This window comes from Rhodococcus sp. NPDC003318 (assembly GCF_042879035.1).
Lineage (GTDB): Bacteria > Actinomycetota > Actinomycetes > Mycobacteriales > Mycobacteriaceae > Rhodococcus_G.
The window spans coordinates 126,547-143,319 of record NZ_JBIAOU010000007.1; the positions used below are offsets into that span (position 1 = coordinate 126,547).

The 16,773-nt window shown below is 70.6% G+C and carries 15 protein-coding genes; 6 read left to right on the forward strand and 9 right to left on the reverse strand.

Going from position 1 to position 16,773, the window contains the following annotated elements:
- Positions 1 to 41: 41 nt before the first annotated feature.
- The gene (locus ACFYVR_RS14035) at positions 42 to 785 is read right to left on the reverse strand and encodes a MerR family transcriptional regulator (RefSeq protein ID WP_387473991.1); all 744 of its coding nucleotides are present in this window, start codon (positions 783 to 785) and stop codon (positions 42 to 44) included.
- A 107-nt stretch (positions 786 to 892) separates the two neighbouring features.
- Between ACFYVR_RS14035 and ACFYVR_RS14040 the strand changes: the two genes are divergently transcribed.
- Both ACFYVR_RS14040 and ACFYVR_RS14045 read left to right on the forward strand, forming a co-directional pair.
- The gene (locus ACFYVR_RS14040; protein ID WP_387473992.1) at positions 893 to 1,699 is read left to right on the forward strand and encodes an arylamine N-acetyltransferase; all 807 of its coding nucleotides are present in this window, start codon (positions 893 to 895) and stop codon (positions 1,697 to 1,699) included.
- Between the two features lie 62 nt (positions 1,700 to 1,761).
- Complete coding sequence (locus ACFYVR_RS14045; protein ID WP_387473994.1) at positions 1,762 to 2,484, forward strand: VIT family protein; 723 nt, start codon at positions 1,762 to 1,764, stop codon at positions 2,482 to 2,484.
- On the opposite strand, the gene ACFYVR_RS14050 is transcribed toward ACFYVR_RS14045, so the two are convergent.
- Positions 2,460 to 3,047, reverse strand: coding sequence for a TetR/AcrR family transcriptional regulator (locus ACFYVR_RS14050; RefSeq protein ID WP_387473996.1), 588 nt, complete (start codon positions 3,045 to 3,047; stop codon positions 2,460 to 2,462). The two genes, ACFYVR_RS14045 and ACFYVR_RS14050, sit on opposite strands and share 25 nt — an antisense overlap.
- Positions 3,044 to 4,279 carry a cytochrome P450 gene (locus tag ACFYVR_RS14055; protein WP_387473998.1) on the reverse strand — a complete coding sequence of 412 codons (1,236 nt, stop codon included), beginning with the start codon at positions 4,277 to 4,279 and terminating at the stop codon, positions 3,044 to 3,046. The genes ACFYVR_RS14050 and ACFYVR_RS14055 overlap by 4 nt, the downstream gene beginning before the upstream one ends.
- Before the next feature lie 81 nt (positions 4,280 to 4,360).
- Between ACFYVR_RS14055 and ACFYVR_RS14060 the strand changes: the two genes are divergently transcribed.
- On the forward strand, positions 4,361 to 4,582 hold the full coding sequence (locus tag ACFYVR_RS14060) for a hypothetical protein (protein WP_387474000.1): 222 nt from the start codon (positions 4,361 to 4,363) through the stop codon (positions 4,580 to 4,582).
- 207 nt (positions 4,583 to 4,789) lie between these two features.
- Here the strand turns inward: ACFYVR_RS14060 and ACFYVR_RS14065 are convergent, their stop codons facing one another.
- Positions 4,790 to 6,301 (reverse strand): SpoIID/LytB domain-containing protein, encoded by a 1,512-nt coding sequence (locus ACFYVR_RS14065; protein WP_387474002.1) that lies wholly within the window; start codon positions 6,299 to 6,301, stop codon positions 4,790 to 4,792.
- 239 nt (positions 6,302 to 6,540) lie between these two features.
- On the opposite strand from ACFYVR_RS14065, the gene ACFYVR_RS14070 reads away from it, so the two are divergent.
- The gene (locus ACFYVR_RS14070) at positions 6,541 to 8,640 is read left to right on the forward strand and encodes an N-acetylmuramoyl-L-alanine amidase (protein ID WP_387474004.1); all 2,100 of its coding nucleotides are present in this window, start codon (positions 6,541 to 6,543) and stop codon (positions 8,638 to 8,640) included.
- A 144-nt stretch (positions 8,641 to 8,784) separates the two neighbouring features.
- Here the strand turns inward: ACFYVR_RS14070 and ACFYVR_RS14075 are convergent, their stop codons facing one another.
- Together ACFYVR_RS14075 and ACFYVR_RS14080 are read right to left on the reverse strand one after the other, a co-directional pair.
- Entirely contained in the window at positions 8,785 to 9,624 is an 840-nt protein-coding gene (locus ACFYVR_RS14075) for an HAD family hydrolase (RefSeq protein WP_387474006.1), read from the reverse strand.
- A gap of 88 nt (positions 9,625 to 9,712) precedes the next feature.
- Entirely contained in the window at positions 9,713 to 10,384 is a 672-nt protein-coding gene (locus ACFYVR_RS14080) for a TetR/AcrR family transcriptional regulator (RefSeq protein WP_387474008.1), read from the reverse strand.
- Between the two features lie 83 nt (positions 10,385 to 10,467).
- On the opposite strand from ACFYVR_RS14080, the gene ACFYVR_RS14085 reads away from it, so the two are divergent.
- Positions 10,468 to 11,628, forward strand: coding sequence for an FAD-dependent oxidoreductase (locus ACFYVR_RS14085; protein WP_387474010.1), 1,161 nt, complete (start codon positions 10,468 to 10,470; stop codon positions 11,626 to 11,628).
- Positions 11,629 to 11,633: 5 nt separating this feature from the next.
- On the opposite strand, the gene ACFYVR_RS14090 is transcribed toward ACFYVR_RS14085, so the two are convergent.
- Both ACFYVR_RS14090 and ACFYVR_RS14095 read right to left on the reverse strand, forming a co-directional pair.
- The gene (locus tag ACFYVR_RS14090) at positions 11,634 to 12,299 is read right to left on the reverse strand and encodes a vancomycin high temperature exclusion protein (protein ID WP_387474012.1); all 666 of its coding nucleotides are present in this window, start codon (positions 12,297 to 12,299) and stop codon (positions 11,634 to 11,636) included.
- A gap of 1 nt (position 12,300) precedes the next feature.
- Positions 12,301 to 13,053, reverse strand: a complete 753-nt coding sequence (locus ACFYVR_RS14095) for a lysophospholipid acyltransferase family protein (protein WP_387474014.1) — start codon at positions 13,051 to 13,053, stop codon at positions 12,301 to 12,303.
- Positions 13,054 to 13,206: 153 nt separating this feature from the next.
- On the opposite strand from ACFYVR_RS14095, the gene ACFYVR_RS14100 reads away from it, so the two are divergent.
- The gene (locus ACFYVR_RS14100) at positions 13,207 to 14,754 is read left to right on the forward strand and encodes a Rieske 2Fe-2S domain-containing protein (RefSeq protein ID WP_387474016.1); all 1,548 of its coding nucleotides are present in this window, start codon (positions 13,207 to 13,209) and stop codon (positions 14,752 to 14,754) included.
- 83 nt (positions 14,755 to 14,837) lie between these two features.
- On the opposite strand, the gene ACFYVR_RS14105 is transcribed toward ACFYVR_RS14100, so the two are convergent.
- Positions 14,838 to 16,640, reverse strand: a complete 1,803-nt coding sequence (locus ACFYVR_RS14105) for an AMP-dependent synthetase/ligase (protein ID WP_387474018.1) — start codon at positions 16,638 to 16,640, stop codon at positions 14,838 to 14,840.
- Between the last annotated feature and the right edge of the window lie 133 nt (positions 16,641 to 16,773).

Genomic DNA, 16,773 nt, shown 5'->3' on the forward strand with positions numbered 1-16,773 from the left:
CGCCTGTGAGTGCTTTTGGTAGCCGGGACCACCAGAAACGCTCACAGGGCACGCAGCGCCGCCCGGACGAACTCGGCACCGGCGCGTCCGCCGTAGTTGGCGGCGAACCGCTCGTCCTCGACATACATGTCGGCGAGGCCGAGGATGTACTCCCGGTTCGGCTCGCCGCCGTACCCGGGCGTCCCGGGGACGGAAGCCAGCCACTCGACGTGCCTGCGGGCCAGATCCCGGGCCTGCGGGCCGGCGGGGTCGATCCCGGCCTCGGCGGCCGCCGTCCAGTCCGCGGCCAGCCGGGCGGCTCGCTGCTTCCAGTCGCCGCGCTCGGTGTCGGACATCGACGTCCACCAGCGGTCGCCGTCGGCGTAGGCCTGCTCGCCCCACCGCTGCTCGACCTCGTCCCGGTATCGGGTGTGATCGAAACCGTCGAACATCTCCTCAGCCATCAGAGGCTCTCCTCTCTCCGTCTTTTCCAAGGTGGTGCGCACCGACGCGATCTGCCTGCCGATGCGTTCTCGCTGCTGTTCGAGAAGCTCCAGATGGGTGCGCAGCGCGGTGGCCGGGTCCCGCTGCCCGTCCAGGACCTCCGCGATCGCGGACAGTCCCAGCCCGAGGTCGCGCAGCAGGAGGATCCGCTGCAGCCGGACCAGGGCGTCCTCGTCGTAGTAGCGGTACCCGTTGGTGCCGATCCGGCTCGGTGCGAGCAGGCCGCGGTCCCCGTAGTGCCGCAGGGTGCGGCTGGTGACACCTGCCGCCCTGGCCAGGTCCTGGATCGACCATTCGCGCATGACACCAGCGTGCCGGTTGACGCTGCGTCAATGTCAACCGTGAGTCCTTCCGGTCCGCCACCGGGCCGAAAGGACTCACGGGCGGCGGAGCCGCCTAGCCTGACCGAGTGACCTTCGACCTCGACGCGTACCTCTCCCGGATCGGCTTCGACGGACCGCGCACCCCGACCCGGGAGACCCTCGACGCGATCGCCGCCCGGCACACCACCGCGATCCCGTTCGAGAACCTCGACCCCTTCCGGGGTGTCCCGAACCGCCTGGACATCGAGTCGCTGCAGCGCAAACTCGTGCACGGCGGCCGCGGCGGCTACTGCTTCGAACACGGGTTGCTGCTGCGGGCCGCGCTTCTCGACCTCGGTTTCACCGTCACCCCGCTCGCCGGCCGGGTGCTGTGGGGCGGGGACGTGACGGCGATCACGGCCCGCACCCACATGCTGCTGCTGGTCGACCTCGACGACGAGCGCCGCGTGATCGACACCGGCTTCGGCGGGATGACGCTGACCGGGACGCTGCGGCTCGAGCGGGACACCGAGCAGCCGACCCCACTCGAACCGTTCCGGCTGGTCGACGTGGGCGGCGACTGGGCGATGCAGGCACTCGTCGGCAGCGAGTGGCGCACCACGTACCGGTTCGACCTGCACCCGCAGTACCCGGTCGACTACGAGCCCACCAACTGGTACCTGTCGACATGGCCGCAGTCGAGGTTCGTCACGTCGCTGATGGCGGCGCGCGCGACCGCGGATCGGCGCTTCGCGCTCGCCGGGCGCCGGCTGTCGGTGCATCACTCCGACGGGACGTCGGAGCGTCGGGTGATCACCGACATCGACGAGTTCCGGACGGTTCTCGAACGGGACTTCCTGATCGACACCTCCGGCCTCGACGGACTCGACGCGGCGTTCGACCGCCTCGACTAGCCAGGTTCGGCAAGCCTTCCATTGCTGGTGCGGACCGTTTCGCGGCGGTTAGCGTCGACGGTATGGAATCGATTGAGCGCCAACAGCGAGACGACGCGGCACCGCCCGGCCAGGGCCTCAACGCGAAGCTGAACTGGCTGCGCGCCGGCGTCCTCGGCGCGAACGACGGCATCGTCTCGACGGCGGGCCTGGTGGTCGGTGTCGCGGCCGCGACCGTGGACCGCGGCCCGATCCTGACGGCGGGTGTCGCCGGTCTCGCCGCCGGGGCGGTGTCGATGGCGCTCGGCGAGTACGTGTCGGTGAGCACCCAACGCGACTCGGAGCGTGCGCTTCTCGCGAAGGAACGCCGGGAACTGCGCGAGGTGCCCGACGCCGAATTGCAGGAGCTGGCGGACCTGTACGAGGCGAAGGGCCTGTCCCCCACCACCGCTCGCCAGGTCGCGGTGGAACTGACCGAGCACGACGCGTTCGCGGCGCACGCGGAGGCCGAACTCGGTATCGACCCGGACGACCTGACGAATCCGTGGCAGGCGGCGGGATCGTCGGCGGTGTCGTTCACGATCGGCGCGCTGCTGCCGCTGATCGCGATTCTGGCCACGCCGCCGCACATCCGGATCCCGGTGACGTTCGTGGCGGTGCTGGTGGCACTCGCGCTGACCGGCAGCATCAGCGCGCGGCTCGGCGGTTCGAGCCGGGTGCGGGCGGTGTCCCGGGTGGTCCTCGGTGGTGCGGTCGCGATGGCGGTCACGTACGTGATCGGTCAGGCGTTCGGCACGGTCGTCTGACCGGGGACGAGCGCGGGCACCACGAACTGTTCGACCATCGTGCGCTCGTCGTCGGCGTCCGCGCCGGGGACGGTGAGCAGGGACACGATCACCCGCACCACCCAGCGCGCCTGCCGCGACAGTGCCGCGCGGTCGACGCCGGCACCGCCCACCCCCGCGAGGAACGCCGCGCCCAGCACCTCGATCACCTCCGAGGTGCCGGCCAGTTCGGACGCGATCCCGGCGTCGCCGACCTCGAACCACGCTGCGAGGGTATGTGTTTCGCGCACCCGCCGGACGGACGCGAGGATCGCCTCGGTGACCCGCTGCGCCGGGTCGGCGATCGTCGCGACCTCGGCGGCCACCTGCTCGCCGACCCGGCGCGCCTCGCGGTGCACGAACGCGCGATGCAACGCGCCGCGGCCGTCGAAGTACCGGTACAGCGTCGCCCGCGAGCACCCGGCCGCCTTCGCGACGTCCGCCATGCCGGTGGTGGCGACGCCGCGCCGGGCGAACAGGTCCGCGGCGGCGTCGAGGATCTTCTCGGCCGCCGCCTCGGACCTCTCGTCCCGCAGCCAGTTCACGACCGCACCCGGAACGGGACGTGCGTGGGTCGGCGTACGTAATTACCTGCGGCATACGTGATCCCGTCGACATCGACCTCGAAGTCGGGACAGCGGGCGAGCAGTTCCTCGAGTGCGACGCGGGCCTGCATCCGGGCGGCCGCGGCGCCGAGGCAGTGGTGTCCGCCGTGACTGAACGTCATGATCTGCCGGGGCGCGCGCAGCACGTCCAGCTCTTCCGCGTCGGATCCGTACATGTGCGGGTCCCGGTTGGCGGAACCGTAGACCAGCAACACCTTTCGTCCCGCCGGGATCGTCACGTCGTGCAGCGTGACGTCACGCGTGGTGGTGCGGGCCAGTCCCTGCACCGGCGAGGTGAGACGCAGCAGTTCGTCGACGGCGTCGGGAATCCGGGACGGGTCCGCGAGCAGCAGCGCGCGCTGGTCCCGGCGCAGGGTGAGCAGCGCGGACGATCCGCCGAGCATGCCGGTGGTGGTGTCGTTGCCGCCGGTGACCATCGTGAACGCGAATCCGAGGATCGAGAGCATGCCTGCGATGTCGCCGTCCGCGCCCATTCCCGACGCGACGAGGTGCGAGACGGTGTCGTCGCCGAGGTCGCCGGTCGCGGCCTCGACGCGTCGCCGCGCGACGAGCTCGCCGAAGTAGCCCATGAGCTCGCCGACCGCGGTCGCGGCCTCGAGCGGATCACCGGTCGCGTTCGCGGCGACGATGGCGTCGGTCCAGCCGTCGAACCGTCCCCGATCCTCCTCGGGAACCCCCAGATAGTGCGCGACCACCATGCTCGGCAGCGGCTTGAACAGGTCGGTGACGATGTCGCCCTCGCCGGCCGAGCGCAATCCCTCGATGCGCTCGACGACGAACGCGCGGACGGCGGGTTCGACGGCCTCCACCTGGCGCGGCGTGAACCCGCGGGCGACGAGTTTGCGGAAGTCGGTGTGCTGCGGCGGATCCTGCATCACGAGTGGCGGGTTGTCGCGCAGGCCGATCTTGTCGAGTTCGCCGTAACTGGTGGTCAGCCCGTCCGCGGACGAGAACGTCACGTGGTCGCGGGCGGCGGCGAACACGTCGGCGTGCCGGGTCAGGACCCAGTAGTCGTCGTGCGGCGCCGACGCGGGCACCACGCGGTGCACGGGGTCGTCGTCGCGCAGCCGGGCGTACATGCCGAACGGATCGCGCCAGGTCTCCCCCGAGGGCGGCACGTAGGCCGCCTTACCGGACATTGTCGTCGTCATGTTTCGAGAATGAGACAGATTCATCAATGTGTCAATATCCGGCGGGTGTAGCCTCGGCTCACCGCCGACAGGAGGCCGACGATGAGCGCCACCCGCAAGCAGAAGGTCCTGACCCAGTTGGAGTTGATGATCGAATCGACCAACCCCGACTTCGCGCCACCCGCACCCGACGAGGACTCCCGGAAAGCCGCCCCCGAACCCGGCCACGAACGCCTCGTCGAGCTGCATCGCCTGGTGATCGAGGCGGGCGACGACGACCCGATCGTCGACGAGGCCGCCGCGGAGATCGACCTCCCCGACTGACCGGCCGACACGGATGCCCGGTCAGCCGACCAGCGTTCGACAGACAGCCGTCTCGAAGTCGAGGTAGCCACCGGGTGACACGGCGTCCGCGAACGGCCGGATCGCGTCCCAGTCGTCGACCGGCGCCCCCGCACGTTCCGCGGGTCGAGTCCCGAGAGCATGCCCCGAGGCCAGCGGTCCGCGGGGGTCGGGAGAACACCCGAGCTGTCAGCCGGCGCTTCCTGTGGGCAGTTCGGAGATCACGACGCTGGCGTCGATCACCTGCGCGCCGAGCGTCGGCGTCCACACGATCGCGCCGCCCTCGAACATCCGGAACTTCCCGGCCTCGTCGGGCATCGCCATCTCGGGTCCGATCGGCTCGCCGAGCGGCCCGGCGGCGCCACCGATCTCGGCGTACTTCTTCTCGATCTCGGTCGGCGGGACGGCCGCGTTCGGTTCGGCGAGCGTGTCGGGGGCAGGGCTCGGGCCCACGCCGGCGACGAGGCCCTCGGTGACAGTGAACCAGTCGGACTTGAGCCCGAGCCTGGTTCGCGCCTCCATGCCGGAAACCCTTGCGGTGCCGCCGGATCCGACGACCTCCAGTTCCGCGATGCGGCCGCCGTCGGCACCGAGGTTGTTGCGTTCGACCACGGCGATCGACGTCAGGTCGCCCACACCGAACGCCTTCGCGATCTCCCCGGCGGTGAGGGTCTGCGTCCAGTCGTGGTTCGGCGAGAGCGCGTCACCCAGGTCCTCGACCGCGGGGAAGACTCCACCGGCGGTGTATCCACCTGTGGAGGAGGAGAACTCGGTCGACACGGGCTGCCCGTCGCGGGTCACCACCTTGCCCGCCGTGGTGCGCACGGCCTCGGTGGTACGCGGATCCTCCTTGGCGGACCCCCCGTACACCTGGCAGTCCTGGGTATCACAGGTTTCCGCGTAGGGGTACCGGTGTTCGGTCGCGGCGTAGGAGCGGGCGGCGATCGCCTGCGCGCGCAGCGCTTCGGCACCGCCGGTGTCGGCCCAGTCGGCCTTCGACTCGACCGGCACGACCCCGAGGAGGTAGTCCTCGATGTCGAGATGGTTCAGAACCCGCGGTTCGAGGCCGTCGAGCGCGACACCGAGCGACCCTCGGAAGGTGTTGCCGCCGCATAGTTTCAGGTGTTCGCTCACCGGCCGGTCCGGTGACAGGTCGATCGGATCGACCCACGGGTGGTCGGTCGTGGCCTGCCACAGCACGGCACCGTCGCAGCCGTCGGTGACGACCACCGCCGCGCCGCCGCCCGGGGTCGCGGTCAGGTGCACGCCCTCGCCGGGAGCCACGTCGCGACCGGCGACGCTGGCCCCGGCGTCGGAGGTCACGTTCAGCCCCTGACCGTCGAGCCCGACGAGCCGGACGCCGATGCGGGTCTCGTCGAGCTGGCCCAGTTCGGTACCGCCGTAGTAGTAGCCGACGATGCGTTCGGCGGACCAGCCCTCGTTCTTCGCGTAGCCGTAGGCGCCCCACTGACCCATGCCGCGCCCGTGGCCGTTCCCGTGTCCGGAAAGGGTGAAGGGGGTGTCCGCGGCGACGACCGGCGCCACGCCGGGCCGCGTGAAGTCGATGGCGGACACGCCGACGGCGGCGCCGACGACCAGGACCGGGGCGACGCCGAGCGCCAGTGCGCGCCGGGGCAGCGACGCGCGTCCACCACGTTCGGTTCGACCTCGCAGAACGGTCGTGCGACGGAGTTTCGCCATGGTCCGGTCTCCTGTCGGCGGTTGCGTGCGGCCGCCGGGCGGCGCAGTCGCCCGCCGGGGCCTCGAAGCAAAGTCTCAATCTAAAGTTGAGGCTTAGGTTAGTCTGTGGCTAGTGTGGCAAGAGTGATCGGCATTGGCAACATCTGTCACACACGTAACACCAGCATCGCAGCTCGTCGGGGGAAGCCGGCTCGGAGGGCTGTGCACCGCACACGTCAGTAGCAACCGAGGGAGCAGCTGTGCCGCACCGTCGACCGAAACCGTCGATCGTCCTTGGGACGGTGGCCGCCGTCGCCATCGCGACCCCGTTCGCGGTCTGGGGCGTCACGAGCACCTCCGGGATCCGCTCGACCTCCGACTCGTCCACCGTTGCCATCCCGACCCAGATCGCCGAGATCGCCCTCACCCAGGTGCCCGACATCGTCATCCCGATCCGCGACCTGACGGGCCTCGACCTCCCGGACCTGCGGCTGTCCGACCTGCGAAAGCTGCCGGTACCCACGGAAATCCCTGTCCCCCAGGGCCTTCCCCTTCCGGAGGGCATCACCCTTCCGGAGACGATCACGCTGCCGACGGGACTGTTGCCGGCGGCGACCGGCGACGTCGCGCAGCCCGTCGCCCCGTCGACCGCGGCACCCGCCGTCCCGGACCCGGAGACCGAGCTCGGCGCCGCGGTCAAGGAGATCACCCGCGATACCCCGTTCAGCATGATCGCGCTGACCTCCGATCTCGGCGCGACCGCCGCGAAGGTCCGCGCCAAGCTCGCGGACGGATCGTGGGGTCCGTGGTTCACCACCGAGCAGCTCGACTCCCGCAGGGACGACCAGACCGCCCCGGGCGGCAAGACCGGAACGGAACCGATCTACGTCGGCGACACCACCGCCGTGCAGGTGCTGGTGACGCAGGCCGCCGACGCGGTCGCCGGACTCGCGGACGCCGCTCCGGCACTGCCGAACGTGCTCACCCCGACCGACCCGGCGCAAGCCCCCATCCCGTTCGCGCCCGCCGCCGTCAGCACCCCGCTGCGCGGCCAGGACACGGTGCAGCAGCTGGCCGACGCCGTCAGCGCGGTGCTCATCGCGCCGGGATCCGGCGGCTCGGACGGCGCGCTCGCCGACATCGCCACTCCGATCGGCGGCAACGGACCGAACGTGATCACCCGCGCCCAGTGGGGCGCCGACGAGTCGATCCGCTGCCAGAGCCCCACCTACGACGACATGCTCGGCGGCGCGACCGTGCACCACACCGCGGGCAGCAACGACTACACCCGCGCCGAGTCGGCGGGGATCGTCCGCGCGATCTACGCCTACCACGCGCAGACGCTCGGCTGGTGCGACATCGGGTACAACGCCCTCGTCGACAAGTACGGCCAGATCTTCGAGGGCCGCGCGGGCGGCCTGGACCGCAACGTGCAGGGCGCGCACGCCGGCGGGTTCAACGAGAACACCTTCGGCATCGCGATGATGGGCGACTTCTCCACCGTCTCGCCGCCGCAGGCGACGGTCGACGCCGTCGGCAAGTTCCTCGGCTGGCGGCTCGCCAAGGCCGGGCTCGACCCGACCGGCTACACCACGATGTACTCGGAGGGCACCGAGTTCACCGCGTACCCGCAGGGTGCGGCCGTGGACCTGCCGATCATCTTCGCGCACCGCGACGTCGGGCTCACCAGCTGCCCAGGCGACGCCGGCTACGCGAAGATGGACCAGATCCGCTCGATCGCCAAGGCGAACTACGGCGGGTCGGCGAGCGTGGACAGCTCGAACGGCACCGTGGCCGCGGCGCCGCAGGCCCCGGCGACCACCGCGGCGCCGGCCCCCGCGAACACCGGCGAAGCCGTCGGCGCGCTGGTGACGCAGCTGCTGAAGATGACCGACCAGTCCCCCCTCGCCCAGAAGTGGCTTGCGGAGGGCGGCGAGACGGGCCGGCTCGGTGCGGCGCTGTCCGGTGAGCTGCCCGCGAAGGCGGGCAACCTGATCGCGAAGTTCGTCAACGGCGCGATCGCCACCTCCCCGAACGGCGGGGTGTGGACGGTGCTCGGCTCGATCTACGACGCGTGGGAGGCGAGCGGCCTCGACGCCGGCGTGTTGGGGCTGCCGATCAGTGACGAGTACTCGGTGCCGGACGGCATGCGCGCCGACTTCGAGCAGGGTTCGCTGATCTTCAACGAACTCACCGGCGTGGTGACGACGGTGCTGAAGACGTACGCCGACACCTACGCGCAGACGTACCAGGATCTCGCCCCGGCCGATGCCGCCGCCCCGGTGAACCCGGCCCCGGCCGACCAGCAGGCACCGGCCCCGGCCGAGGCCCTCGTCCCGGCTCCGGCGCCCGCCGGCTGACACCACCTTCACCGGGCCCGGCCCTCTCCCGGCCCTCCCCCCTTTCGGGCTGAAGGCGGCCTTCGTGCGGCTACACCGCACGAAGGCCGCCTTCAGCCGTTGGAGGGGACTCGACGCCGGGGGGAGCACGGCGCGGCGCAGGTGTCAGTTCCACCACCGTTCGAGGATCCGCGCCACCCCGTTGTCGGTGTTCGACGCAGTGACCTCGTCGGCGGCGGCGATCGCGTCGTCGTGTGCGTTCGCGACGGCGACACCGTGCCGCGCCATCGTCAGCATCGGGACGTCGTTGGGCATGTCCCCGAACGCGAGGATCGCCGGGTCCACGAAGCCGAGATGTTCCGCGAGCGCCCGCAGCCCGGATGCCTTCGTCACGCCCGGCGCCGCGATCTCGATCAGTCCGTTGTTGGTCGAGAACGTCAGGTCGACGCGGTCTCCGACGAGGGGGGCGAGCCGGTCGATCATGTGCGAGCTCGCGATGCCGGGCAGTCGGATCAGCAGCTTGACCGCCGGATGGCCGAGCACTTCCTCCGCGGACACCTCGGTGGTGTCCGGGTTGAGCCAGGCGTGCTCGTAACCGGGGGCGCTGACGAACTGCGGGGTGGCGGCGTCGTAGGCACTGACCCCGACCCGTTCGGCGGCGAGTCCGCACCCCGGCAGTGCCTCCTCGGCCAGTGCGGCCACCCAGTCCAGCGTCTCGGTGGACAGGGTGACGGAGCCCAGTACCCGGTCGGCGCCGCTGTCGTAGAGGACGGCGCCGTTCGCGCACACGGCGAGTGGTGCGTAGCCGAGTCCGTCGACGACCGGAGCGATCCACCGTGGGGGCCGCCCGGTGGCCAGCACGAACCGCGCACCGTCCGAGACGGCCGCCTGCACGGCGGCGCGGGTGCGGGCACTGACCTTCTCGTCGTCGTCGATCAAGGTTCCGTCGACGTCGCTGGCGATCAGGTCGGGCTTGGCGTGGCGGTGATCCTGCACTGCACCCATCTTGCCGCACCGGGTGCGAGCCCGCCCGACGCACCGCCGCGGGCACCGCAATCGCGTTGCGGGACGGAATGATTCCCCGAGCGGCGCCCTATCGGACGGCGGCGATGCCGTCGAGGATGAGGTCGACGCCGGCGAGGAACTGTTCACGGTCGTCGTGGTCGCGCAACTGCGTCGCCACCCGACGCACGAACGGGTACCTCGCGGCGTCGAGTTGCGTCCATCGCTCGGCGACGGTGGCGAGGAAGGCCGATCGATCCGTCTCGCGCGGGAGAAGTCGCGCGCCGGCGGCGTACTGTCCGGCGAGGCCGAGGAGGTAGCTCACGAGCGCGGACGCCGCGTCGAACTGCGCGCCCTCGGGGACGCCGAGCGCGCGCAGTGGCCGGCCGACGGCTTCGAAGATCTGCACGATCGCGGACTGCCAGGGCTCGCGGGTGAGTTGGGTGCCCACCCACGGGTGCGCGTCGATGGCGTCGAACGCTCCCGAGGCGACGGCGCGGATCGACTCCCGGGGCCCGGCCTCCTCCGGGATCGCCGTCAGGACGCGGGCGATGACGCCGTCGGCGGCCGCGGCGAGCAGCTCGTCCTTGTTGGCGACGTGCCAGTAGATCGCCCCGCTCCCGGTTTCCAGGTGAGCCGCGAGTGCGCGGAAGGTCAGGGCCTTCTCCCCGTCGGTGTCGAGGATCTCGATCGCCGCTCCGACGATCCGTTCCTTCGAGAGCGCGTCCGTCCGGCGTTCGGTCCGCTGGGGTCTGATGGCCATGCGCTCCATCTTGACACTACTGGAACGTTGTTCCAACATGGGTTGTGGAACATCGTTCCATTCCCAGACGAAAGGAGCCCCTCATGACGACACCGGTCACGATCATCGGCGCGGGCCTCGGCGGCCTCACCCTCGCCCGCGTCCTCCACGTCCACGGCATCCCCACGACGGTCTACGAGGCGGATCCGTCGGCGGACGCCCGCACACAGGGCGGCCAACTCGACATTCACGAGCACGTCGGGCAGGTCGCCCTCGCCGCGGCCGGCCTCACCGACGAGTTCCGCGCGATCGTCCACGCGGGCGGCGAGGCGTCGCGCGTGCTCGACCGCCACGCCACCGTGCTGTTCGAGGAACTCGACGGCGGCGCGGGTGGGCGTCCCGAGGTGCTCCGCGGAGATCTGCGTCGGATCCTGCTCGACTCCCTGCCCGACGGGACCGTCGAGTGGGGACGCAGGGTCACCGGGGTCGCCTCGCTCGGGGACGGAGGCGATGGCCGACATGCGGGTCGAGCACGGCACGTGCTGACCTTCGCGGACGGCGCCGACGTGACCACCGGCCTTCTCGTCGGCGCCGACGGCGCCTGGTCCAGGATCCGGCCACTGCTCTCCGACGCGACACCCGAGTACGCGGGCACCACGTTCGTCGAGACGTATCTGTACGACGTCGACGAGCGGCATGCCGCGGCGGCCGCGGCGGTGGGCAGCGGCGCCCTGTACGCGCTCTCCCCGGGCCAGGCGATCCAGGCGCACCGCGAGGCGCACGGCGTCCTGCACACCTACGTCGCGCTGAGCAGGCCCGAGGAGTGGGTCGCGAGCATCGACTTCACCGACGCCACCACCGCGACCGCCCGTGTCGCGGCCGAGTTCGAGGGGTGGGCACCGGAGCTCACCGCACTGATCACCGACGGGGACACCCCGCCGATCGCGCGCCCGATCCACACCCTCCCCGACGGACACCGATGGGACCGGGTACCCGGAGTGACACTCGTCGGTGACGCCGCGCACCTGATGCCGCCGGCCGGTGACGGCGCGAACCTGGCGATGCTCGACGGCGCCGAACTCGCGCAGGCGATCGCCGCGCACCCCGACGACATCGAAGCCGCACTGACCGCCTACGAAGCGGCACTGTTCCCCCGCAGCGAGGCAGCCGCCGCCGACTCACGCGAGATTCACGAGCTCCTCCTCGGCGACCGCGCACCGTTCGGCTTCGTCGACTTCTTCACCGGCACCCGCGCGGACGCCTGACCCGCTCACCTCGACGCCAGCACCCGCTCGAGCGCGTCGGTCGGCGGGGTCTGCACCTTCGGCGCCCGGTCCGAGAGCATGTCGAGGACGGCCTTCGGGCGGGCGAGCCACTCGCGGGCGGTGTTGCGGGCGATGGTGATCGTGCGGCAGTCGCAGTCGCCGCGCACCCCGTCCGCGTCGATGCCCGCATGCCGGCACAGCGCCACCGCCCGGGTGACGTGCGGATCCTGGCTCACGATCAGCGCCCGGCGCACACCGAACGTCCGGGCGGCCCGCACACAGGTGTCGTAGGTGTCGAGGCCGTAGTCGTCGCCGACGATCAGGTCGCGGTCGATCCCCCGGTCCACCAGGTACTGCGTCATCGCGGCGATCTCGTTCCCCGAGGTCCCGTTGGCGTCGCCGGAGACGAGCACCGCTCCGGCCTTGCCTGTCCTCACCAGTTCGGCACCCACGTCGAGCCGGCCGGCCAGGAACGACATCGGAGCCCCGTCCCGGACCTTCGCCCCGAGCACGATCACCACCGGAGCCTCCGGCGCGTCGGCGACGTCGTGCACCCGGCCCGCGGCGGCCGACGCGACGACGGCCATCGACCCGACCGCGACGAGCACGCCCGCAGCGAGGGCGGCCGCGCCGGCGATCCCCAGCCGGCGGACCGTCCGCCTCACCGGCACGTCAGGCGTCGCCACCCGCTGCCCGGCGGGCCGCCTTGGCCTGCGCCTCCTCGGCGTCCATCCGGTTGGCCTCCTCGAGCGTCGGCGCGCCGCCGCCGAGCCGTGCGGGCACCCAGTACGCGCCCGCGGGATGCTCGTAGCCGTCCTGCAGCGCGTGCAGCATGGTCTCCATCGCCGTGTGCACCTTCGCGGTCAGCGCCTCCGCGGGCTCGACCGGCGCGATGGGGGCTCCGACGGCCATCGAGATCGGGGTGTTGGTGCGTCCCAGTCGTTTCGGATGGCCTTTCGTCCACACCCGCTGCGATCCCCAGATCACCATCGGGATGATCGGTACGTCCGCCTCGATCGCCATCCGGGCCGCGCCGGACTTGAAGTCCTTGATCTCGAAGCTGCGGCTGATCGTCGCCTCCGGGAACACCCCGATCAGCTCTCCGGCCCGCAAGGCGTCGACGGCGGCGTGGTACGAGTCGGCACCTGCCGCACGATCGACGGGGATGTGCCGCATGGTCCGCATCATCGGTCCGGAGATCTTGTTGTCGAAGACCTCCTTCTTCGCCATGAACCGCACGTAGCGCTTCACGTCGCGCACCGGGATCCCCGCATACGTGAAGTCCATGTACCCGGTGTGGTTGATCGCGATGACCGCACCGCCCGACGCGGGGATGTGTTCGGAACCGCTGATGGTGAACTTCAGGCCCTCCGCGAAGAACAGCGTGCGGGCGACACCGATGATCGTTCTGTAGAAGGGTTCCACGCGGGCCAGCCTAGTGTGCGCACGCCCACAGCGCTCCGCCGATCGCGGTAGGTGACCTTCGTCCCGATCCGGACACCTGCCCCGCGCTGCCCGGGACGGTTTGCCCGACCGCCTACCCTGGTAGGCGTCGCACCACCGTAGGAGGCAGCACAAGTGCAGGTCACGAGCGTCGGACACGCCGGATTCCACATCAAGACCGAGGCGGGGTCCATCCTCTGCGACCCGTGGGTGAACCCGGCGTACTTCGCCTCGTGGTTCCCCTTCCCCGACAACACTGGCCTCGACTGGGACGCCCTCGGCGACGTCGACTACCTGTACGTCTCGCATCTGCACAAGGACCACTTCGACCCGCAGACGCTCACCGAGTACGTCAACAAGGACGCGACGGTGCTGCTGCCCGACTACCCGGTGCCGGACCTGCGCCGCGAGCTCGAGAAGCTCGGCTTCACGAAGTTCTTCGAGACCGAGGACTCCGTCAAGCACACCCTGACGGGCCCCCAGGGCGATCTGGACGTGATGATCGTCGCGCTGCGCGCCCCCGCGGACGGCCCGATCGGCGACTCCGGGCTGATCGTCTCCGACGGCGAGACCACCTGCTTCAACATGAACGACGCCCGCCCGGTCGACATGGACGTGCTGCACGACGCGTTCGGGAAGATCGACATCCACCTGCTGCAGTACTCGGGCGCGATCTGGTACCCGATGGTCTACGACATCCCGACGGGCACCAAACGCAACTTCGGCAAGCAGAAGCGTCAGCGCGGCATGGACCGCTGCCGCAGCTACATCGACCAGGTCGACGCCACCTGGGTGGTCCCGTCCGCCGGCCCGCCGGTGTTCCTCGACGACGCGCTGCGCGACCTCAACGACGACCACGACGATCCGGGCAACATCTTCCCCGACCAGATCGTCTTCCTCGAGCAGATGCGCATCCACGGCAACGACGGCGGACTGCTGATGATCCCCGGCTCCGTCGTCGACATCCACGGCGCCGACGCGACGCTGAGCCACCCGATCCCGGACGCCGACGTCGAGAAGATCTTCTCCGACAAGGCCGCCTACATCGAGGACATGGCGCAACGGATGGCACCGGTCATCGCGGCGGAGAAGGCGTCGTGGGCGACGGCCGAGGGCGAGCCGCTGCTCGGGCCGCTGAAGGCGAAGTTCGAGCCGATCATGGCGCAGTCGGACCTGATCTGCGACGGCATCGGCTACCCCGTCGGCCTGGTGATGGGCGACGAGACCGTCGTCCTCGATTTCCCGAAGCGCGTCGTGCGTGAGCCGATCGAGGGAGAAGGCAAGTACCGCTACGGTTTCCGCATCGCACCGGAGCTGGTGCGCACGGTGCTGCGCGACGACGAGCCGGACTGGGTGAACACCATCTTCCTGTCCACCCGCTTCCAGGCGTGGCGGATCGGCGGCTACAACGAATTCCTCTACACCTTCTTCAAGTGCCTGACCGACGAGCGGATCGCCTACGCGGACGGCTGGTTCGCCGAGGCACACGACGACTCCGCGTCGATCGAGGTGGGCGGCTTCGAGATCCAGCGCCGCTGCCCGCACCTGAAGGCGGACCTGTCCAAGTTCGGCGTCGTCGACGGCACCACACTGACGTGCAACCTGCACGGCTGGCAGTGGGACCTCGAGTCCGGCCGCTGCAAGACGTCGAAGGGCCACGAGCTGCGCACCGCGAAGCTCTGACCCGCCCCGGCTGAAGGCCACCTTCGTGCGATCAGACGAGACGAAGGCCACCTTCAGCCGGGGCAGAGCGTGGGGGGGTGGCGTCAGGCGGGGGCGCCGACCTCGTAGAGTGCGTCGACTTCGGCGGCGTGCCGCTCGAGTACGACGGCCCGTTTGAGCGACAACTTCGGCGTCAGCTCGCCGGTCTCCTGGGTCCAGTCGACGGCGAGGATCCGGACCTTCTTGATCTGCTCGGCCGAGGAGACGGCGGCGTTGGTTTCGGCGACGGCGGCGTCGATCTCGGCCACCAGGCCGGGGTGCCCGACGAGCTCGGCGAGCGGGACGTCGGCGGCGACGCCGTTGCGGACGCGCCACCCCGGCAGCGCCTCCGGGTCGAGGGTGATCAGCGCGGCGACGAACGGCCGCGCATCGCCGACGACCATGCACTGGCCGATCAGTGGGTGCGCCCGCAGCGCGTCCTCGGGGCCGGCCGGTGAGACGTTCTTCCCGGCCGCGGTCACGATGATCTCCTTCTTCCGGCCGGTGATCGTGACGTAGCCGTCGGCGTCCAGGGCGCCGAGGTCGCCGGTGTGGAACCAGCCGTTCTCGAACGCCTCGTCCGTGGCGTACCGATTGTGCCAGTACCCACCGAACACCACCGGCCCCCGGACCAGCAGTTCACCGTCATCCGCGATCCGGACCGCGTGCCCGTCCAACGGCCGGCCGACGCTGCCCACCCGCTGGTGTGTGGTGGTGTTCACGGTGATCGCGGCGGTGGTCTCGGTGAGGCCGTAGCCCTCGTGGATCGGCACTCCGACACCCCGGAAAAAATGCCCGAGGCGGGCGCCGAGCGGCCCGCCGCCCGAGACCGCACGCTCACACCGGCCGCCGAGCGCGGCCCGCAGCTTCGAGTACACGAGCCGGTCGAACACGGCGTGCTCGACGCGCAGCAGCAGCCCCGGGCCGCCGGTGTCCTGCGCGCGGCTCCACTCGATCGCGGCGGCCGCGGCCCGGTCGAAGATCGCGCCCTTGCCCGCGTCGACCGCCTTCTGCCGCGCACCGTTGTAGACCTTCTCGAACACGCGCGGCACCGACAGCACGAAATCCGGTGCGTAGGAGTCGAACTGGTCGGCGAGGGTTGCCCAGTCGGCGGTGTGCGCCACGGTGACCTTCGCGTCGAACGCACCGACGGAGATGGCGCGGGCGAACACGTGGGCCAGCGGCAGGAACATGAGCGTGCGTTTGCCTTCGGCGAGCGCATTCCCGAGTGCGGCCCGGGCCGCGGCCGACTCGGCGTACAGGTTGCCGTGCGTGAGCACGACGCCCTTGGGCCGTCCGGTGGTGCCGGAGGTGTAGATGAGCGTGGCGGGCGACTCGGCCCCCACCCCGGGCCGTCGGGCGTGCAGCAGGGCGTCGTCGACGGTCGCACCGCGGCGGGCCAGTTCGCCGCACGCCCCGGCGTCGATCTGCAGGGCTTCGCGCAGATCCGGTGCCTGTGCCGCCACGTCCCGGACCCGCTCCGCGTGCCCGGACGTCTCCACGATCAGCATCACGGCAGCGGAGTCCTCGAGGATCCACTTCGCTTGCGCAGCAGCGGAACTCTCGTAGATCGCGACGGTGCAGGCGCCCGCGGTCCAGATCGCGTAGTCGAGCACCACCCACTCGTAACGGGTGGCCGACATGATCGCGACCCGGTCCCCCGGTTCCACACCGGAGGCGATCAACCCCTTGGCGACGGCCCTCACCGTCCCGGCGAACTCCGCTGCCGTCACATCGGTCCACTCGTCGGCGGCCGGGATCTGGAACGGCACGAAGGACGGCGACCGTTCTGCGTGCCGGAACACGGTGTCCGCCATCGACACATCCGACGGAATCGTGAATGTCGCCGGCATCTCGAAATCCCGCATGTCCCTCGCTCCCGGTCCGTGTCAGCCACCCAAACTAGAGACTCTCTCTAGAGAGTTTCTTCATTACGAGCCAGACTGTCAACCATTGCGGCGGACATGAGATCCTGACCGGAGGAGCACTCACGGGAGGCAG